The sequence below is a fragment of the Collinsella sp. LCP19S3_D5 genome, assembly GCF_052121415.1.
Classification (GTDB): Bacteria; Actinomycetota; Coriobacteriia; order Coriobacteriales; family Coriobacteriaceae; genus Collinsella.
Map to the genome: position 1 here is coordinate 21,642 of NZ_JBQKEH010000003.1, position 16,150 is coordinate 37,791.

Annotated in this window: 17 protein-coding genes; 16 read left to right on the forward strand and 1 reads right to left on the reverse strand. The window is 63.2% G+C overall.

The window, feature by feature from the left end; translation table 11 throughout:
- The first annotated feature begins 32 nt into the window (after nucleotides 1–32).
- The 14 genes from ACTQXO_RS01845 (at nucleotide 33) to hisE (ending at nucleotide 13,696) form a co-directional block, all read left to right on the forward strand.
- Entirely contained in the window at nucleotides 33–806 is a 774-nt protein-coding gene (locus ACTQXO_RS01845; RefSeq protein WP_035137735.1) for a PTS mannose/fructose/sorbose/N-acetylgalactosamine transporter subunit IIC, read from the forward strand.
- Nucleotides 787–1,620 carry a PTS system mannose/fructose/sorbose family transporter subunit IID gene (locus ACTQXO_RS01850; protein WP_427794524.1) on the forward strand — a complete coding sequence of 278 codons (834 nt, stop codon included), beginning with the start codon at nucleotides 787–789 and terminating at the stop codon, nucleotides 1,618–1,620. The genes ACTQXO_RS01845 and ACTQXO_RS01850 overlap by 20 nt, the downstream gene beginning before the upstream one ends.
- A 91-nt stretch (nucleotides 1,621–1,711) precedes the next feature.
- Nucleotides 1,712–2,926: an MFS transporter gene (locus ACTQXO_RS01855; protein ID WP_349100734.1), complete on the forward strand. Its 1,215-nt coding sequence runs from the start codon at nucleotides 1,712–1,714 to the stop codon at nucleotides 2,924–2,926.
- A gap of 170 nt (nucleotides 2,927–3,096) precedes the next feature.
- Complete coding sequence (locus ACTQXO_RS01860; protein WP_441031384.1) at nucleotides 3,097–4,158, forward strand: SIS domain-containing protein; 1,062 nt, start codon at nucleotides 3,097–3,099, stop codon at nucleotides 4,156–4,158.
- 73 nt (nucleotides 4,159–4,231) lie between these two features.
- Nucleotides 4,232–5,068 (forward strand): sugar phosphate isomerase/epimerase family protein, encoded by an 837-nt coding sequence (locus ACTQXO_RS01865; RefSeq protein ID WP_441031382.1) that lies wholly within the window; start codon nucleotides 4,232–4,234, stop codon nucleotides 5,066–5,068.
- A gap of 464 nt (nucleotides 5,069–5,532) precedes the next feature.
- Nucleotides 5,533–7,248, forward strand: a complete 1,716-nt coding sequence (gene hisG, locus ACTQXO_RS01870) for an ATP phosphoribosyltransferase (protein ID WP_441031380.1) — start codon at nucleotides 5,533–5,535, stop codon at nucleotides 7,246–7,248.
- A gap of 105 nt (nucleotides 7,249–7,353) precedes the next feature.
- Nucleotides 7,354–8,790: a histidinol dehydrogenase gene (gene hisD, locus ACTQXO_RS01875; protein ID WP_441031378.1), complete on the forward strand. Its 1,437-nt coding sequence runs from the start codon at nucleotides 7,354–7,356 to the stop codon at nucleotides 8,788–8,790.
- 1 nt (nucleotide 8,791) lies between these two features.
- Nucleotides 8,792–9,907 (forward strand): histidinol-phosphate transaminase, encoded by a 1,116-nt coding sequence (gene hisC, locus ACTQXO_RS01880; protein WP_441031376.1) that lies wholly within the window; start codon nucleotides 8,792–8,794, stop codon nucleotides 9,905–9,907.
- Nucleotides 9,908–10,495 carry an imidazoleglycerol-phosphate dehydratase HisB gene (hisB, locus tag ACTQXO_RS01885; protein WP_441031374.1) on the forward strand — a complete coding sequence of 196 codons (588 nt, stop codon included), beginning with the start codon at nucleotides 9,908–9,910 and terminating at the stop codon, nucleotides 10,493–10,495.
- A gap of 137 nt (nucleotides 10,496–10,632) precedes the next feature.
- Nucleotides 10,633–11,334, forward strand: coding sequence for an imidazole glycerol phosphate synthase subunit HisH (hisH, locus tag ACTQXO_RS01890; protein ID WP_441031372.1), 702 nt, complete (start codon nucleotides 10,633–10,635; stop codon nucleotides 11,332–11,334).
- Nucleotides 11,331–12,074: a HisA/HisF-related TIM barrel protein gene (locus ACTQXO_RS01895; protein WP_441031370.1), complete on the forward strand. Its 744-nt coding sequence runs from the start codon at nucleotides 11,331–11,333 to the stop codon at nucleotides 12,072–12,074. The genes hisH and ACTQXO_RS01895 overlap by 4 nt, the downstream gene beginning before the upstream one ends.
- Before the next feature lie 3 nt (nucleotides 12,075–12,077).
- Nucleotides 12,078–12,860 (forward strand): imidazole glycerol phosphate synthase subunit HisF, encoded by a 783-nt coding sequence (hisF, locus tag ACTQXO_RS01900; protein WP_441031368.1) that lies wholly within the window; start codon nucleotides 12,078–12,080, stop codon nucleotides 12,858–12,860.
- A gap of 142 nt (nucleotides 12,861–13,002) precedes the next feature.
- The gene (gene hisI, locus ACTQXO_RS01905; protein WP_154515095.1) at nucleotides 13,003–13,332 is read left to right on the forward strand and encodes a phosphoribosyl-AMP cyclohydrolase; all 330 of its coding nucleotides are present in this window, start codon (nucleotides 13,003–13,005) and stop codon (nucleotides 13,330–13,332) included.
- A 46-nt stretch (nucleotides 13,333–13,378) separates the two neighbouring features.
- The gene (gene hisE / locus ACTQXO_RS01910; RefSeq protein WP_006235893.1) at nucleotides 13,379–13,696 is read left to right on the forward strand and encodes a phosphoribosyl-ATP diphosphatase; all 318 of its coding nucleotides are present in this window, start codon (nucleotides 13,379–13,381) and stop codon (nucleotides 13,694–13,696) included.
- 110 nt (nucleotides 13,697–13,806) lie between these two features.
- On the opposite strand, the gene ACTQXO_RS01915 is transcribed toward hisE, so the two are convergent.
- The gene (locus ACTQXO_RS01915; protein ID WP_441031365.1) at nucleotides 13,807–14,718 is read right to left on the reverse strand and encodes a PHP domain-containing protein; all 912 of its coding nucleotides are present in this window, start codon (nucleotides 14,716–14,718) and stop codon (nucleotides 13,807–13,809) included.
- Nucleotides 14,719–15,056: 338 nt separating this feature from the next.
- Between ACTQXO_RS01915 and larC the strand changes: the two genes are divergently transcribed.
- Complete coding sequence (gene larC / locus ACTQXO_RS01920; protein WP_441031363.1) at nucleotides 15,057–15,542, forward strand: nickel insertion protein; 486 nt, start codon at nucleotides 15,057–15,059, stop codon at nucleotides 15,540–15,542.
- A 59-nt stretch (nucleotides 15,543–15,601) separates the two neighbouring features.
- Nucleotides 15,602–16,150, forward strand: coding sequence for a phosphodiesterase (gene yfcE, locus ACTQXO_RS01925; protein ID WP_427748071.1), 549 nt, complete (start codon nucleotides 15,602–15,604; stop codon nucleotides 16,148–16,150).

A 16,150-nucleotide genomic window follows, 5' to 3' on the forward strand; every position in this document is an offset into this window, starting at 1 on the left:
CGACGGTTCGAGATTCCTTATTGGGAGGAATTATGCTTGTCCAAGCAATACTCGTCGGCTTAGTCGGAGCGTTTGGATGCCTCGACTACCAGCTCGGCACCCTCTACGCGTTCCGCCCCATCGTCCTGTGCCCGCTCGTGGGCCTGGTGCTGGGGGACCTGCAGACTGGCCTTGCCGTTGGCGCCAGCCTGGAGTTGCTGTTCATGGGCTCGATCTCCATCGGCGCCTACGTGCCGCCTAACGAAACCGTCGGCGGCGTGCTCGCCTGCGCGTTTGCCATTCAGCTCGGTCAGGGTACCGAGACGGCCATCGCGCTCGCCATGCCCATCGCCGTCCTTGCACTGACGATCGGCAACATTACCAATGCCTTGTTCCCTGTGTTTGTCGATATGGCAGACAAGTTCGCCCTCAAGGGAAACCTCAAAGGCATCTACGCCGTTCATTGGGGAATTGGAATCTGGGGCTGCGTCGAGTACTTCCTGCTGTGCGGCGGCGCCTTCTATTTGGGTTCCGACGCCATCCAGGGCCTGCTCGACTTCATCCCGCCCTTCATCATCGACGGTTGCGGCGTTGCCGCCAACATCCTGCCTGCCATGGGCTTCGCCATGCTCGGCCGCCTGGTGCTCACCAAGCAGCTCGTGCCCTTCTACTTCCTGGGCTTCCTGCTGTGCTCCTACGCCAACGTGCCCGTCCTGGGCGTCGCCCTGATCGCCATCATCATCGGCATCGACAAGTTCGACCTGCTCGGCCTGGGCGGAGCCCAGCCCCAGCTCTCCGCGGAAGGGGATGAGGACGATGACTTCTAGTCCCGAGAACAAGATCACGCGCTCCGACCTCATCAAGAGCGCCGTCAACACCGGCGCCCTGGGCATGGAGTTCTCCTGGACCTACTACAAGCAGATGAACATCGCCTTCTGCCTGATGGTCGCCAACATGCTCAAGAAGATCTACGCCGGCCGCCCCGACGACTACGCCGAGGCCCTGCACCGCCACTGCGCGTTCTTCAACATCACCGTCCAGTTCGCCCCGTTCGTCGGCGGCATCGCGATGGCCATGGAGGAGAAGGTCGCCCGCGGCGAGATCGAGCCCGAGAGCGTCAACGACGTCAAGGCCGCCCTCATGGGTCCGCTGTCCGGCATCGGCGACTCCATCTTCCTGTCGACGCTGCGCGTGGTCGCCGCCGCGGTGGGCATCAGCCTGTGCCAGGCCGGCAACCCCTTCGGCCCCATCGCCTTCCTGCTCATCTACAACGTCCCCGGCTTCGCGCTGCGCATCTGGGGCGCCGTCAAGGGCTACGAGCTGGGCGTGGGCTTCCTGGACGAGGCCCAGAGGACCGGCCTCATGCAGAAGATCATGACCTGCGTGGGAATCGTGGGCGTCATGGTCGTTGGCGCCATGTGCAAGGACATGTTCTGGGCCAGCATCCCGGTGGCCATCGGCTCGGGCGACGACGCCCAGACCCTCCAGGACATCCTGGACGGCATCATGCCCGGCATGCTCGGCATGATTGCCTTCTGGCTGTACTACTGGCTGCTGTCCAAGAAGATCAACCCCATGGTGCTGATCGTGGCCACCATGGCCGTGGGCATCGTCGGCGCGTTCTTCGGCGTGCTGGCGTAAGGGCCCGGCTGCATAGATTTTCGTTGCAACCTGGAAAGGGGATGGAGCAGGCCTATGCCCTCCATCCCCTTTTTGTATAGAAGGAGTTCGCATGTTCGCGAAGGATCGCGAAGCAATGCGCCTGACGCCGGCAGAGGTCAGGCTGATTCTTATTGAGTCCCTGCAGTGGTGCGCCAACAACGCGGTCTACTTTTTGGGGCTTATCGGTGCGGCCACGTATGATCTGGCCGGCACGGCCTTTTTGGTTGCCGCCATTACGCTCGTGCGTAATCTTATGACGTCGGCGGGCAATATGGTGTCGGGCTCGGTCATCGATCGCTTTGGACCGCGCCGGACGTCGTTTGTGACGTGCGTGATTACGGCAGTGCTATCGCTTGGCGTGGGGTTGGCGCCGTTGTCTGTCCCCGGGCTTGTGTTTGCCGCGTGCGTCTTGGGACTTGCGGGCGGCTTTATCAACACCTGCACGCATGCGTTTCCGGGATACCTGGAGTCGACCACCGAGGGCCGTACCCGCGTGAACGGCCTCATGGTGTTCTACAGCAATATCGCCTATACCGCTGGCCCGCTGCTCGGCGGTGCCATCGTGAGCTGTTTTGCCACGCAATCGGTCTATCTGCTCATGGCGGGCATGATGGGTGTGGCGGCCGTGCTCTCCTTGGGCTGTCACGAGTGTGTTGCTCCCGCAAAAGGGGAGAAGCCGAAGGGCGGTATTCTGGGCGGCATGGCCGAGGGCGCGCGACTTACGTTTCGCGACCACGACCTGCGTCTCATCTTTATCTCGGGCTTTTTGGGTTTCTTTGCGTTTGGCGCGTTCGATTCGCTGGAGTCGTTGTTCTACCGCGATGTGCTCAACGTGGATATCGTCTGGCTGGGCTGGCTGTCCTCGGTCGTGGGCCTCACTTCCTCGGTGGGCGCGTTCATCCTGACCAAGCTTTCTGCTCGCCATGTCAACCTGCGATTGTTGCTCGGCGCGCTCATGGCCGTGGGCATTGGGTCCATGGTGTACGTGGGCACCGATATGCTGGGGGTCGCGATTATCGGTCAGGCGATTAACGGTCTGGCCTGGGGATTCCTGGAACCGCTGCAGATGATCTTGATTCAGGAGCGCGCCGACATCAAATACCTGGGGCGCATTACCGGCTTTGTGCGTTTTGGCCTGATGAGCGCCGGTGTGCTGCCGCTGCTGGCGGCTCCTTTTTTGGCGGAGGCTTTGGGCGTCCAAGCGGTGCTATTTGGGGCATCGACCATTATTGCGCTGGTAGGAACGCTGTTCTTTGTCACACAAGGGAGGCGCCAGAGGTGTTAGCTATACATTCAATTCTAATTTAATACCACTCACCAGAGAATTTCGACCGTTCACCGAGGATTGGAACAGATTGATAAGTGGTATTAAAAACACCTTAGGTGTATGTCTATAATTGGTATCGAAAAGGAACGCGATGTATAGAGTCGCGTGCAGGACAGAAAGGAAAAGCCATGAAGGAAACCGAGAAGATCGAGATCATGCACTTTAGCCAGGAGGGCTATCTCGAGGACGGCAAGAACGTCTATGAGACCGGCAAGAAGATGATCGAGCTCGCCGACAAGGTCGCCGACGAGGGCTACGACGCCGTGTTCCTGATGGGCGTCGGCGGCACTTGGGACGAGCTCATGCAGCTCGAGTACCTCATGAACAAGTTCGGCGACCGCGACCTCGAGGTCTACCTGATCCACGCCGCCGAGTGGAACGTCTCCGGCCACAAGCGCATGACCGAGAAGTCCGTCGTGCTCACCGCCTCCGAGTCCGGCACCACCCCCGAGGTCCTCGAGGCCGTCAAGAAGATGAAGGAAAAGGGCATTCGCGTCTACGCCATGACCAAGCCCGAGGGCCCGATCGGCCAGGCTGTCGGCGCCGAGAACTGCGTCAAGATGGCTTCCGATCACGGTAATGGCGGCTGCGAGATGGGCTACTACCTCGCCGACTGCTTCGGCCTGCGCCTGCTCAACCGCCGCGGCTGCTTCCCCAAGTTCGATAAGTTTATTGAGCAGACCAAGGATGTTTGGACCCACCTGGTCGACATCCGCAAGAGCTTCGAGCCGCGCGCCGAGGAGCTCGCCAAGAAGTACGCCCTGGCCCCCTACACCATGTTCATCGGCTCGGGCGCCCTGTGGGGCGAGACGATCCTGTTCTCGATGTGCATCCTCGAGGAGATGCAGTGGAAGCGCACCCGCTACATCACCTCGGCCGACTTCTTCCACGGCACCCTCGAGCTCGTGGAGCCCGGCGTCCCCGTGTTCCTGTTCATGGGCGAGGACGAGAACCGCAAGCTCGACGAGCGCGTCCGCGCGTTCCTCAACCGCGGCGTGACCGGCGACACCGACATCAACATCATCGACACCGCCGAGTTCGCGATCCCCGGCCTTGACGACGAGTTCCGCGTCATCGTCTCCCCGTGGATCCTCTCCTCGCTGATTACCGATCGCCTTGCCGCTTACTACGAGACGGTCACCAAGCACAACCTTAACTATCGCCGCTACTATCACCAGTTCGACTACTAAGAGCAAATAACGTTTGTGTAATTGGGCCCCGCTCCTATATGGAACGGGGCCTCGTTTAGGTTGGAGAGTAATTATGAGCTACCCCCTGCTTGCCGTCATGAATATCAGCCATCGTTATTTTGACCTTGAGGAATTCTTTTCTTCGGCAGCGGCCTCGGGCTACACGTGTTGCGAGCTTTGGACCGGGGCGATGCATCTGTATGTCGATTGCCATGGATACGATTCGCTCGAGCAGGTGCGAAAGCTGTCGCAGCGGTATGGGGTTCGGATTGTGGGGCTTTGTCCCGAACAGAACAACCCCAAGCCGTGGAATATCGCGGCGCGCGGGAATGAGGCGCGTGCCCGCACGCTCGCGTACTTTAAGAACGTTGTGGATATCGCGGCGGAACTTGGAGCCGAGCAGGTCATGGTCTCGAGCGGCTGGGCATTTTTGAACGAACCGATCGAGGACGCGTGGGGTCGCAGCGCCTCGATGCTGCGTGCGATTGCCGAGCATGCGGGAGAGCGCGGCGTGCGACTGGTGCTCGAGGCCCTACAGCCGGTTGAGTCGATGATCGTGAACTCGGCGGCCGACACGAAGCGCATGATCGAGGCGGTTGATCATCCGGCACTTAAGGCGTGTCTGGATTTGGGCGCTATGGCGGTGGCGGGGGATACCATCGACGATTATTTCGATCTGCTTGGCGAAGATGTCGCCCATGTGCATTTTGTCGATGTTGCGGCAAACGGCACGACGCATCTTGCCTGGGGTGACGGCGACCGCGATATGCGCGCCGACCTGGATAGGCTGGTGGCGCGCGGCTATCGCGGAGTTGTTTCGGCCGAGACCTATGACTGGCGCTATTTTGCCGACCCCGCAGCTGCCGATGCGCAGGTAATGGCAGAGTATCGTCGTGCGATTGGCGCCTAAGTGGGACAGGGCGCCGAGCTGGCGTTTGGCGAATTTTAGTTTGGCGCTCCCTGAGAAATGGGACAGGCTTTCCGCTTGAAGCCCAACCGGAAAGCCTGCCCCGGAATGAGCTTCCAGAATGGGATGTACTTTCCGTATGCGGTCCCATCCGGAAAGTACATCCCATTCCAAGCCCAAATTCCGGGACGCACTTTCCGCTGAAGACCTCAACCGGAAACCGCATCCCGTTCTGGACTGTAATTTCGGGGCGCAGTTTCCGCCAGAAGTCTCAACCGGAAACCGCATCCCAGTTTTTGGCTGGCGGGCGGGATGTGCCTCCTCCAATGTTTCCAAATGAATACGCTGTGAGCCGAGGGGGACGGTTCTCCCCGCAAGCACTCTAGTATGCTAAAGTACCCAGAAGACCGGCGGAGCTATGCCGGTCTTTCGTTCTATATGAAACGCAGTATGAGGAGGCTCACCAGATGACGGCCACACCGTGGGGATTCCGGGACATATTGCCCGAGGAGGCTCAGGCACGCGAGGAGATCGCGTATACGGTGAAGGGCTGCTTAAGGGAGCATCATTACCTTCCGGTCGAGACGCCGCTGCTCGAGGACAAGGGTTCGCTCGAGGAGGGCGGCCTCATTGCGGACACGCCGTTTAAGCTCTTTGATGACGACGGCCGCCTGCTGGTGGTCCGTCCCGACAACACGCTGCCGATCGTGCGCCTGGTTTCGACCCGCATGCGTGCGGCCGATCTGCCCCTGCGCCTTCGCTACGAGGCGCCGGTGGTTCGCGAGTGCCAGCGCCATGCCGGTGGCTCGCGTCAGTTTACGCAGCTGGGCTTTGAGCTTATCGGTGCGGGCGATACCGCGGGCGATGTAGAGATTGTTTCGCTGGTGGCCGAGGCCGTGCGTAAGCTGGCGCTTCCCGATGCTCGTATTATCGCAGGTAGCGTGCGTCCTTTTAAGGAGCTGCTCGCGGCGTGCGAGGATCGCGAGCTGGCAGCCGAGGCCCTGCGCTGCGTGCATGCCAACGACTTTGTGGGCCTCGATGCCCGCGTGGCTGCCAGCACCGAGTCTGATGCCGTCAAGGCCGCCATTAGCGAGCTGCCGCGCCTGCACGGTGGTGCCGAGGTGCTCGACCGCGTGGACGCGCTGCTGGAGGCCGCCGGTATCGTCGCGCCGCCGACGCGCGAGCTGCGTGCCCTGGTCGAGGGTTTGGCTCCCGAGGACGCCCAGGTGCTGTCGTTCGATTTCTCCATCATGAACTCTTTCGATTACTACACGGGCCTGGTCTTTAAGGCCTATGCCGGTGGCTTGCCCGATCCGGTGGGTTCGGGCGGACGCTACGACTCCATCTTTACCGGCGCATTTGGCGACGGCATCGAGGTGCCGGCGGCGGGCTTTGCCTTTTCGCTTGAGCGTTTGGAGGCCGCGCGTACCTCGGCAGAGGAAACCGCTTCCGACGGCGATCACGCCGCGGGCCGTGGCGCCGAGGGCCCGCTGCGCATTGCCGTGCCCAAGGGCTCGCTTAAGGCAGACACGCTCGACGTGCTCGAGGCCGCGGGCCTGGACGTCTCTGAGTTGCGTGACCCCGGCCGTCACCTGATTGTGCGCGGTCGCGACATGCGTGCCGGTGAGGGCGCGATCGGCGATATCGAGTTTGTTATCGTGCGACCCAGCGATGCGCCCGCCTTTGTGGGCTGCGGTGGCGCCGATTGCGGCATCTGCGGCTGGGACTCGCTCATCGAGGCCGACCTCAACCTGCTGCAGCTGGTCGATCTGGGCTATGGCCTGTGCACCTTTATCGAGGCAGAGCCCGCGTGGCGCGCCGGTCAGGCCGAGCGCAACTATGCCCGCCGCGGGTCGCTTCGCGTGGCAACCAAGTATCCGCGCATCGCGAGTGCCTGGTATGCCGAGCGCGGTGTGAACGCCGATATCGTTTCGCTGCACGGCAACATCGAGCTGGGCCCCATTGTCGGCATGACCGATCGCATCGTGGATATTACCGCCACGGGTGCCACGCTGCGCGACAACGATTTGGTCATCACCGGCCGCATTATGGACTGCACGGCGCGCTTTTTTGTCAACCCGGGTGCCGCTCGCTTAGATCCGCGCGTACGCAATCTGGCAGATCGCTTGGCGGCGGCCGTTAAGGACAAGCATTTTGAGCCCGTTGCGGGCTCGGCACAATAGCGCGAGCACGCACGGGCGCCCCAACGTCTGGGCTGCGGGCCGATTGGCGCCGCCGCCCGGCCTCTCGTTTTTCGAACACAACCTCGACCGATAGGGGATACCGATATGAAGACTATCAAGCTTGCTCCCGGTGAGCGTCTCGTTACCAACCAGCTCAACCGTAAGGGCGTGCTGCCGCAAAACATCGTCGACGCCGCCCGCGATATCGTGGCCAACGTGCGCGCCAACGGCGATGCCGCGGTGCGCGACTACTGTCAGCGTTTTGACGGTGTAGAGCTGCAGAGCTTCCGTCCGCCGCAAGAGCAGATCGATGCCGCGCTCGAGGGCCTCGATCCGGCCTTTGTTGCGGCGCTCGAGAAGGCTGCGCGCCAGATTCGCGAGTTCCACCAGCGCGAGGTCGAGCAGAGCTGGTTTACCACGCGTGCAGACGGCACCATGCTCGGCGTTAAGGTGACCCCGCTTGCGGCGGCCGGCATCTACGTGCCGGGCGGTCGCGCGCAGTATCCCTCCACGGTGCTCATGAATGCCATTCCCGCCAAGGTCGCCGGCGTCGAGCGCGTGGTCATGGTGACCCCGCCGCAAAAAGATGGCCTGATCAACCCCTACACGCTCGCCGCGGCAAAGCTCGGCGGCGTGGACGAAATCTATATGGTGGGCGGCGCCCAGGCCGTGGCCGCGCTGGCGTACGGTACCGAGACCATTCCTCGCGTCGACAAAATCACCGGTCCGGGCAACGCCTTTGTTGCCGCGGCCAAGCAGATTGTCTCGGGCGACGTGGGCATCGACATGGTCGCCGGCCCCTCCGAGGTCTGCGTGCTGGCAGATGCCACGGCCAAGCCCATGGTGGTCGCGGCCGACCTGATGGCCCAGGCCGAGCACGATCCGCTAGCAGCCTGCTATCTGGTGACCTGCGACGAGCAGTTTGCGCGCGAGGTCGAGGCGGGTATCGACATTTTGGTGGCACAGTCCCCGCGTGCCGAGATCACGCGCGCCTCGCTCGACAACGAGGGCACCATCGTGGTGGCCGCCGATATGGCTGCTGCCGTCGAGGCGGTGAACACCGTGGCGCCCGAGCACCTGGAGCTGCACTGCAAGGATGCGATGGGCCTGCTCGGCGGCATTCGCAACGCCGGCGCCATCTTTGTGGGCGCTTGGAGCTCCGAGTCGCTTGGCGATTATGTTGCCGGCCCCAACCACACGCTGCCGACCGGTGGCACGGCCATGTTCTCCAACCCGCTTTCGGTCGAAGAATTCGTCAAGCGCTCGAGCGTCATTTGCTATACGCCCGAGGGCCTGCTCTCGGACGCTCCCGCGACGCAGCGCCTGGCCGAGGCCGAGGGCCTGTGGGCGCACGCGCTTTCCGCCGCGCTGCGTCGCCGTGTGCTGGAGCAGGGCGAGGGTGCCGTGAGTGCTGAGTCTCTGGCCGCGGCCGACCTGACCAAGGTCGCCTGGCCGGGCGACGCCGTGGCGACGGTCGCCGAGGGTGTGGACCTAGCGGCTGCAAGCGCGGATGGCGCTGGCGCGACCGGCGAGGAGGCCTAATATGGCCGAGCTGACGTCTCGCATGAAGGAACTCGTCCAGCCCTACTTGGCTGGCATTGAGCCCTACAACCCCAACTTTACGCCCACGCGCATCAACCTTTCGGCCAACGAGAACACCTATCCCGTGCCGGCTGGCGTGCGCGAGGCGGTCGACGCCGCCCTGGCTGCCACGCCGCTCAACCGCTACCCCGATCCCATGTCGAACGACCTGCGCGACGAGCTTGCCGCTTGGCATGGCGTGGCGCGCGAGAATATCTGCGTGGGCAACGGCGGCGACGAGCTGCTCTATAACTACCTGCTGGCGTTTGGCGGCGCGGGGCGGACCCTGCTCAACTGCCCGCCGTGTTTTAGCGAGTATGCGTTCTTTGCGTCGCTCTGTCAGACCGAGGTGTGCGACGTGTGGCGCGACCCGGCGACCTTTGAGCTCGACCAGGCTGCCGTGCTAGCGGCGGCGCCCGAGTGCAACTTGGCCATTGTGACCTCGCCCAATAACCCCACGGGTGACGTGGCACCGCTCGACTTTGTCGCGGCCCTGTGCGATGCGTGCCCCGGCATGGTGATGGTCGACGAGGCCTACGTTGAGTTCGCCGACGCTTCGTTTGGCGCGGTCACCACAGCGCAGGGACTTATCGCCGAGCATCCCAACCTGGTGATCCTGCATACGCTGTCCAAGGCGTTTGGCGCCGCCGGCACGCGTCTGGGCTATGTGATTGCGGCGCCCGAGGTCATCGACGTGTTCGCGGCGATTCGCCAGATCTATTCGGTCAACGTGCTGAGCCAGGCGGCGGCGCTTGCCTGCGTGCGCGCCCGCGATGCGTATGCGCCCGTGGTGGCACAGGTCGCATCCGAGCGCAAGCGCGAACTGTGTGCCCTGCGCGCAATGGCTGCCGGGGGTCTGCCCGTGGAGGCATGGCCGAGTGCGGCGAACTTTGTGCTCGTGCGCACGCCGCATGCTACGCGCGTGCGTGAGCGCCTGCGCGACGAGTATTCGATTTTGGTGCGCGACTTTAGCTACGCGCCGGGGCTTGCGGACTGTCTGCGCATTACCGTGGGCACCCCGCAGGAAAACGATGAGGTGCTGGCTGCGTTTGCCGCGCTGGTGAAGGAGGAGATGTAGATGAGCCGTTATGCCGAGGTGACCCGCAAGACGGGGGAGACCGACATTGTTGTCAAACTCGACCTGGACGGATGCGGCGTGTGCGATATCTCGACCGGCGTACCGTTTTTCGACCACATGCTCAACGCCTTTGGCCGCCATGGCCTGTTTGATTTGACGGTGCATGCAGTAGGCGACGTGGAGGTCGACGCGCACCATACCGTCGAGGACACGGGCATTGTGCTGGGTGAGGCGTTTTGCCAAGCGCTGGGCGACAAGGCGGGTATTACGCGCTTTGCAGACGCGGCGATTGCCATGGACGAGACGCTCGTGATGGCCGCCGTGGACATTTCGGGTCGCGGCCAGGCCTACTGCGAGCTACCCGTGCCGACCGAACGTGTGGGCAGCTTCGATACCGAGCTGGCCGTCGAGTTCTTCTATGCCTTTGCGCGCGATGCCAAGCTCACACTGCATGTGCGCGAGCTCGCAGGCGGCAACTCGCATCACATTATCGAGGCCGCCTTTAAGGTCGTGGGCCGCACGATGCGCCACGCCTGCGAGCTCGATCCCCGCGTGCAGGGCATCCCCAGCACCAAGGGCTCGCTGTAACCTACCAAAAAGGGACAGGTTTATTTTGGCAGGTTTTATCTGCGGAAATGCTGTCTCATACGGTGGGTGAACGTTTAACCGACCAAAATAAACCTGTCCCTTTTTGGCAGGTTTTGAATGGGAAAAAGGAGGGTCGCGTGGGCGAACCGAAGATCGTGGTGGTCGACTACCACAAGGGCAACTTGTCGAGCGTCGTGCGCGGGCTTGTGCGCGCCGGTGCCGCCGCCTGCACGTCGGACGATCCGGAGCAGATCCGCCGCGCCGACGGCCTGGTCATCCCGGGTGTGGGTGCGTTCTATGACGCGATCGCCTTTATGCGCCAGAGTGGCGAGGAGGCGGCCGTGTTCGACGCCGTCGCCGCCGGAACCCCGCTGTTCGGCATCTGCCTGGGTCTTCAGCTATTTTTTGAGCGCGGCAACGAGGGCGTGCCTGCGGACGAGGGCGCGGTCGCCGACGGCAGCGCCCCCGAGCAGGCTGGCGGTCCCTGGGTCGATGGCCTGGGCATTATGCGCGGTTCGTGCACGCGCTTGGAGTCGAGCCGCCTGAAGGTGCCGCACGTGGGCTGGGACCAGGTGCACATGACGCCCGCCGGTGCGGCCGATCCGCTGCTTGCCGGTTTTGCCGAGGGTGCCAACATGTACTTCACCCACAGCTACGCGGTGGCTGACGACGCCGATGCCGCCGATGTGCTGGCGTGCACACACTATACGCGGAGCTTCCCGTGCATCGTGCGCCATGGCAACGTGTGGGGCTGCCAGTTCCATCCCGAGAAATCCTCCGCGCTGGGTCAGCGCATCCTTAAGAACTTTGTGAGCATCGTCGAGGAGGTTGGCCGATGATCCTGTTTCCCGCAATCGATCTGATCGGCGGCAAGGTCGTGCGCCTGGAGCGCGGTGACCGCGGCCGCTGCAAGGTATATTCCGACGATCCCGTGGCCGTTGCCCGCACGTTTGCCGAACAGGGCGCGAGCTGGGTGCACGTCGTCGACCTGTCCGCTGCCTTTGGCGAGGACGAGGGCGCACGCGCTGCCAACTCGGCGGCGATTAAGGCCATCTGCGGCGTCGACGGTCTGTCCGTGGACGTGGGCGGCGGCGTCCGCTCGCTTGCGCGCATCGACGAGTTGGCAGGCTACGGCGCATGCCGTATCGCGCTGGGCACCGTGCTGGTGACCGAGCCGGGTTTTGCCGAAGTGGCAGCCCAAGGCTTTGGCGAGTTGCTGGTGGCAGACATCGCCGCGCGCGACGGTCAGGTCAAGGTGAACGGCTGGCGCGACGGCGCAGGTGTGGCGCTCGACGATGCCGTGGCGCAGCTTTCCGAGCTGGGCTTTAAGCATCTGGTGTATACCGACATCGCGCGCGATGGCATGCAGACGGGTATCGATGTGGCGGCGTATCGCCATGTGGCCGAGGTCGCGGGCTTTCCCGTCGTGGCTTCGGGCGGCATCTCGACGCTCGACGACATCCGCGCACTGGCCGCGGTGGGTGAGGGCGCGATTGAAGGCGCCATTACCGGCCGTGCGCTCTACGAGGGCAACTTTACGCTGGCCCAGGCGCTGGCCGCCGCCCGAGGGGAGGAGTAGCCCATGCTTACCAAGCGCGTAATTCCCTGTCTGGACGTCAAGGACGGCCGCGTGGTCAAGGGAGTTAACTTTGTGAGCTTGCGCGATGCGGGCGATCCGGTGGAACTGGCCCGCGCCTACGACCGCGAGGGTGCGGACGAGGTCGTCTTCCTGGACATTACCGCCACGAGCGACAACCGTGCGACGACCATCGAGATGGCGGCGCATGCGGCCGAGGAGCTCGCCATTCCCTATACCGTGGGCGGCGGCTTTCGCGACCTGGCGGGCATGCGCACCATGGTTGCCGCCGGTGCCGACAAGGTGTCGCTCAACTCGGCGGCCGTGCGCGATCCGTCGCTGATTAGCCAGGCCGCCGCGGCGTTTGGCAGCCAGGCCGTGGTCGTGGCGATCGATGCCAAGCGCGTCGGTTTGCCCGGCGCATCCGGTGCCGACAAGTGGGAGGTCTTTACCGCAGGAGGTCGCAACGCCACGGGCATCGACGCGGTGGCGTGGGCCGAGGAGTCGGCTCGTCGCGGCGCCGGCGAGATCTTGCTCACCAGCATGGACCGCGACGGCACCAAGGCCGGTTTTGATTTGGCGCTCACCCGCGCCGTGGCCCGCGCGGTGCCAATCCCCGTCATCGCGAGCGGCGGCGTGGGCACGCTCGAGCATTTTGCCGAGGGCGTGATCGAGGGCGAGGCCGACGCCGTGCTGGCGGCGAGCGTCTTTCACTTTGGAACCTTCAGCATTCGCCAGGTGAAGGAGTATATGGCCTCGCAGGGCATCCCTGTGAGGCTGGACTTCTAGCGCTGCGGCTTGCCCAGGCACCCGACCTTCCGGCTCCAACCCTCCTCGCGTACTTAAGTACGCGTCGTCGGGCTTGTCGCTCGGAATCTCGGGCACCTGGACAACCCTCGCCGACCTGCGAAGTTTGAATTTGGGGAGAGAAATGGAAGAGATAACCGATCCTTCAAAGCTTGCGTACGATGCCCGTGGGCTGATTCCTTGTGTGGTTCAGCAGTATGACACCGGCGAGGTGCTTATGGTTGCCTGGATGAACGAGGAGTCGGTGGGGCTGACGCTCAAGACCGGAACCACGTGGTTTTGGAGCCGCAGTCGCCAGGAGCTTTGGAACAAGGGCGCGACGAGCGGCAACATGCAGGAGGTTCGCGAACTCTGGGCCGACTGCGATAGCGACACGCTGCTGGTCAAGGTCGACTCGCCGGGTCCGGCCTGCCATACCGGCAACCGTACCTGCTTCTTTAAGAAACTCGCGTAGGGCGGGCGCTCGACCAGGCGCTTGGCCAACCAGAAAGGATTGAACCATGGGTGTGCGTACCGCAAATGTTCAGGATGGAAATATCGGCGAGACGCTAACGGGGCTGGCCGAGGTGATTCACGGTCGTCGCGATGCGTCGCCGCAGGAAAGCTATACCGCTCGACTGCTGACTGACGTCGAGGACGAGCTGCTCAAGAAGCTTGCCGAGGAGGCGAGTGAGGTGATCATGGCCTGCAAGGATAACGACCACGATCACATTCGCTACGAGGCTGGCGACCTGGTCTACCACCTGCTCGTGACGCTTGAGCGCTACGGCATTACCCTCGACGAGCTGGCCGGCGAGCTCAACGCCCGCCGCCACTAGTCGTTAAAGAACGCCCCCGATGACCATAGAAGTTGCGGTGGAATAGTTCTTGTTTGACGGTCTTAGGGCTATAAACAGGAGCTATTTCACCGCAACTTATGAAGGGATGGCTAGGCGAGGGGTGTGGACTCCCATTCGCCGGTGGGGTGGGGGATGTCGAAAGTTCGGTAGCCGCAGTCGTAGGCATGGGCTTGGGCCTCGCGGATATTCCAGCAAATATCACAGGCGCGGTGCGCATCCGAGCCAAAAGTAATCGGCACCTCGGCATGGGCGAAGCAGCGCAAAAGGCCGGTCGCGGGATAGTAGTCGTCGAGCCCCTTGCGCGGTGCGGCGGTCGAGACCTCAACGCGGCGGCCCGTATCGTGCGCACACTCGGCCATCTGCTGCCAAAACGGTGCAGGGTCAAAATCGGGCGCAAAGCCTTCCTTCGAAAAGCGCATGACCAGGTCGGGGTGAGCCATCACATCAAAGTTGAGCGAGCTTTCGCAGGCGCGGCACCAGTCATCGACATAGCGCTCCCACACGCCGCGCACGCCTAAGTTTTCCCAAACGTGCAGGTTGGTGTCGTCGTCGATCCAGCCGCAGCGTGAGTCGGGCGTATCGGGGCGTGCGACGCCCTCTGTCCCCGTCGCGCCCGCAGCGCCTGCCATGATATTGCCCGGGTTACCAATCCAATGCACGCTGCCCAGGCGTACGACGGCGCCCCGGGACCAGCGCTCAACCAAAGGCTCGCAGCCTTCGTACCAATCGCACTCAAAGCCATAGACAAGCTCGAGCTCCGGCGCAATCTGCGCGGCAAGCTTGCGGGCATCCTCAAAAGCCAGACGATGCGCCGGCAGGTCGCCCTCGACAACCTGCACCTCGCAGGTGGCATCCATGCTGGCAGGCAGGGTAAGGTGATCGGCCGAGACCATGGTGCGGCAACCGGCCGCAGCAGCGGCGCGGACGTTGTCTTCAAACGAGGCGTGTCCGTCCGAAAACGAGGTGTGAGTATGGCAATCGACCAGCGGGCAGGCAGGCATGGTGGCTCCTTTACGTCAAGCGAATCTGCTCCATTGTAACGGCGCGGCCCCCAGTGCGATGTACGCGCCGGGGGCCGAAATCGACTGGAAAGGACGGGCGGCGCATAAGGGCGGGCTCGCGACATCGGCCTTGCTTCGAATCATGTACCTCAGCCTTCAAAACCGACAAAAAATGACATGTTTGGAGGCTGAGGTACATGTTTGGCCGAGGCGGTGGAGTGTCGGTTCTTGCAGACAAGGAAAATCGCGCTCATCGCGCGCCGCCACACTTGCGCCGCTCGCGATGTGCTAGCGTTTGGGTGAATAAAACGAGCCCGTGCGGAAAGGAGCCGGACCGTATGCAACGTGGAACTACATCTCCGCTGTCCCGCGAGACCGATGCGCCCGAAACCATCGTCAAGCTGGAGTGCGACATCGACGACGCGTCGCCCGAGGTGCTCGCCTACGCCGCCGACCGCCTGCGCGAGGCCGGCGCGCGCGAGGTGCACTGGCTGCCCCTCTATTGCAAGAAAGGCCGCCCTGGCTGGCAGTTGCAGGTAATCTGCACCCACGAGGATATCGAGCGCCTGCAGACGATCATCTTTTTGGAAACCACGACCAATGGCATCCGCCGCCAGGTTATGGAGCGCGTTTGCCTGGCACGCCACTTTGAGCGCGTAACGACGCCGTGGGGCGAGGTGTCCGTCAAGGTGGCCACCTTGCCCGACGGCAGTGAGCGCGCGGCGCCCGAGTACGAAGACTGCGCCCGCCTTGCCCGTGAGCACAATGTGCCGCTCCAACGCGTGATGCAGGCGGCCCAGAGCGCGGCACTGCGATTTGAATAACGCGGCTGGTGGCGACATTCCGCGCTCGGCCACGTCAACCCCACCCCGAAAGGACCTCCATGAAATACCTCATCGCTTCTGACATCCACGGCTCGGCATATTGGACCGAGCGCCTCTGCGCCGCCATCGAAGCCGAGCAGCCCGACCGCATCGTCCTGCTGGGCGACCTGCTTTATCACGGTCCGCGCAACGACCTGCCGCGCGACTATGCTCCCAAGCGCGTGATTCCGTTGCTCAACGCCCTGGCCGACCGCATTATCGCGGTGCGCGGCAACTGTGACGCCGAGGTCGACCAGATGGTTCTCGACTTTCCCGTCATGGCCGACTACGCCACACTGTTCGACGAGGTCGGCCGCGAGCTGTTCCTGACGCACGGCCACGTCTTTGGCGCCGGCATGCACAACAGCGTCGATCACGCGCCCGCGCTGCCCGAGGGCTCCGCGCTCGTCTACGGTCACACGCACGTCAAGGTCAACGAGGAAAGCACCGCGCACCCGGGTCTGTGGCTCTTCAATCCCGGTAGCGTGAGCATCCCCAAGGACGGCACGCACAGCTATGGTATCTACGAGGGCGGCGCGTTCCGCCATGTGATCATGGAGGAGGACTAA

Excerpts from the sequence above, each read along its gene's own strand:
- ACTQXO_RS01855 (WP_349100734.1), top strand. The coding sequence starts at position 1,712 with ATGTTCGCGAAGGATCGCGAAGCAATGCGCCTGACGCCGGCAGAGGTC.
- hisB (WP_441031374.1), top strand. The coding sequence starts at position 9,908 with ATGAGCCGTTATGCCGAGGTGACCCGCAAGACGGGGGAGACCGACATT.
- ACTQXO_RS01860 (WP_441031384.1), top strand. The coding sequence starts at position 3,097 with ATGAAGGAAACCGAGAAGATCGAGATCATGCACTTTAGCCAGGAGGGC.
- ACTQXO_RS01865 (WP_441031382.1), top strand. The coding sequence starts at position 4,232 with ATGAGCTACCCCCTGCTTGCCGTCATGAATATCAGCCATCGTTATTTT.
- hisE (WP_006235893.1), top strand. The coding sequence starts at position 13,379 with ATGGGTGTGCGTACCGCAAATGTTCAGGATGGAAATATCGGCGAGACG.
- ACTQXO_RS01915 (WP_441031365.1), bottom strand. The coding sequence starts at position 14,718 with ATGCCTGCCTGCCCGCTGGTCGATTGCCATACTCACACCTCGTTTTCG.
- hisD (WP_441031378.1), top strand. The coding sequence starts at position 7,354 with ATGAAGACTATCAAGCTTGCTCCCGGTGAGCGTCTCGTTACCAACCAG.
- larC (WP_441031363.1), top strand. The coding sequence starts at position 15,057 with ATGCAACGTGGAACTACATCTCCGCTGTCCCGCGAGACCGATGCGCCC.
- hisI (WP_154515095.1), top strand. The coding sequence starts at position 13,003 with ATGGAAGAGATAACCGATCCTTCAAAGCTTGCGTACGATGCCCGTGGG.
- hisG (WP_441031380.1), top strand. The coding sequence starts at position 5,533 with ATGACGGCCACACCGTGGGGATTCCGGGACATATTGCCCGAGGAGGCT.
- ACTQXO_RS01845 (WP_035137735.1), top strand. The coding sequence starts at position 33 with ATGCTTGTCCAAGCAATACTCGTCGGCTTAGTCGGAGCGTTTGGATGC.
- ACTQXO_RS01850 (WP_427794524.1), top strand. The coding sequence starts at position 787 with ATGAGGACGATGACTTCTAGTCCCGAGAACAAGATCACGCGCTCCGAC.
- yfcE (WP_427748071.1), top strand. The coding sequence starts at position 15,602 with ATGAAATACCTCATCGCTTCTGACATCCACGGCTCGGCATATTGGACC.
- hisF (WP_441031368.1), top strand. The coding sequence starts at position 12,078 with ATGCTTACCAAGCGCGTAATTCCCTGTCTGGACGTCAAGGACGGCCGC.
- hisC (WP_441031376.1), top strand. The coding sequence starts at position 8,792 with ATGGCCGAGCTGACGTCTCGCATGAAGGAACTCGTCCAGCCCTACTTG.
- ACTQXO_RS01895 (WP_441031370.1), top strand. The coding sequence starts at position 11,331 with ATGATCCTGTTTCCCGCAATCGATCTGATCGGCGGCAAGGTCGTGCGC.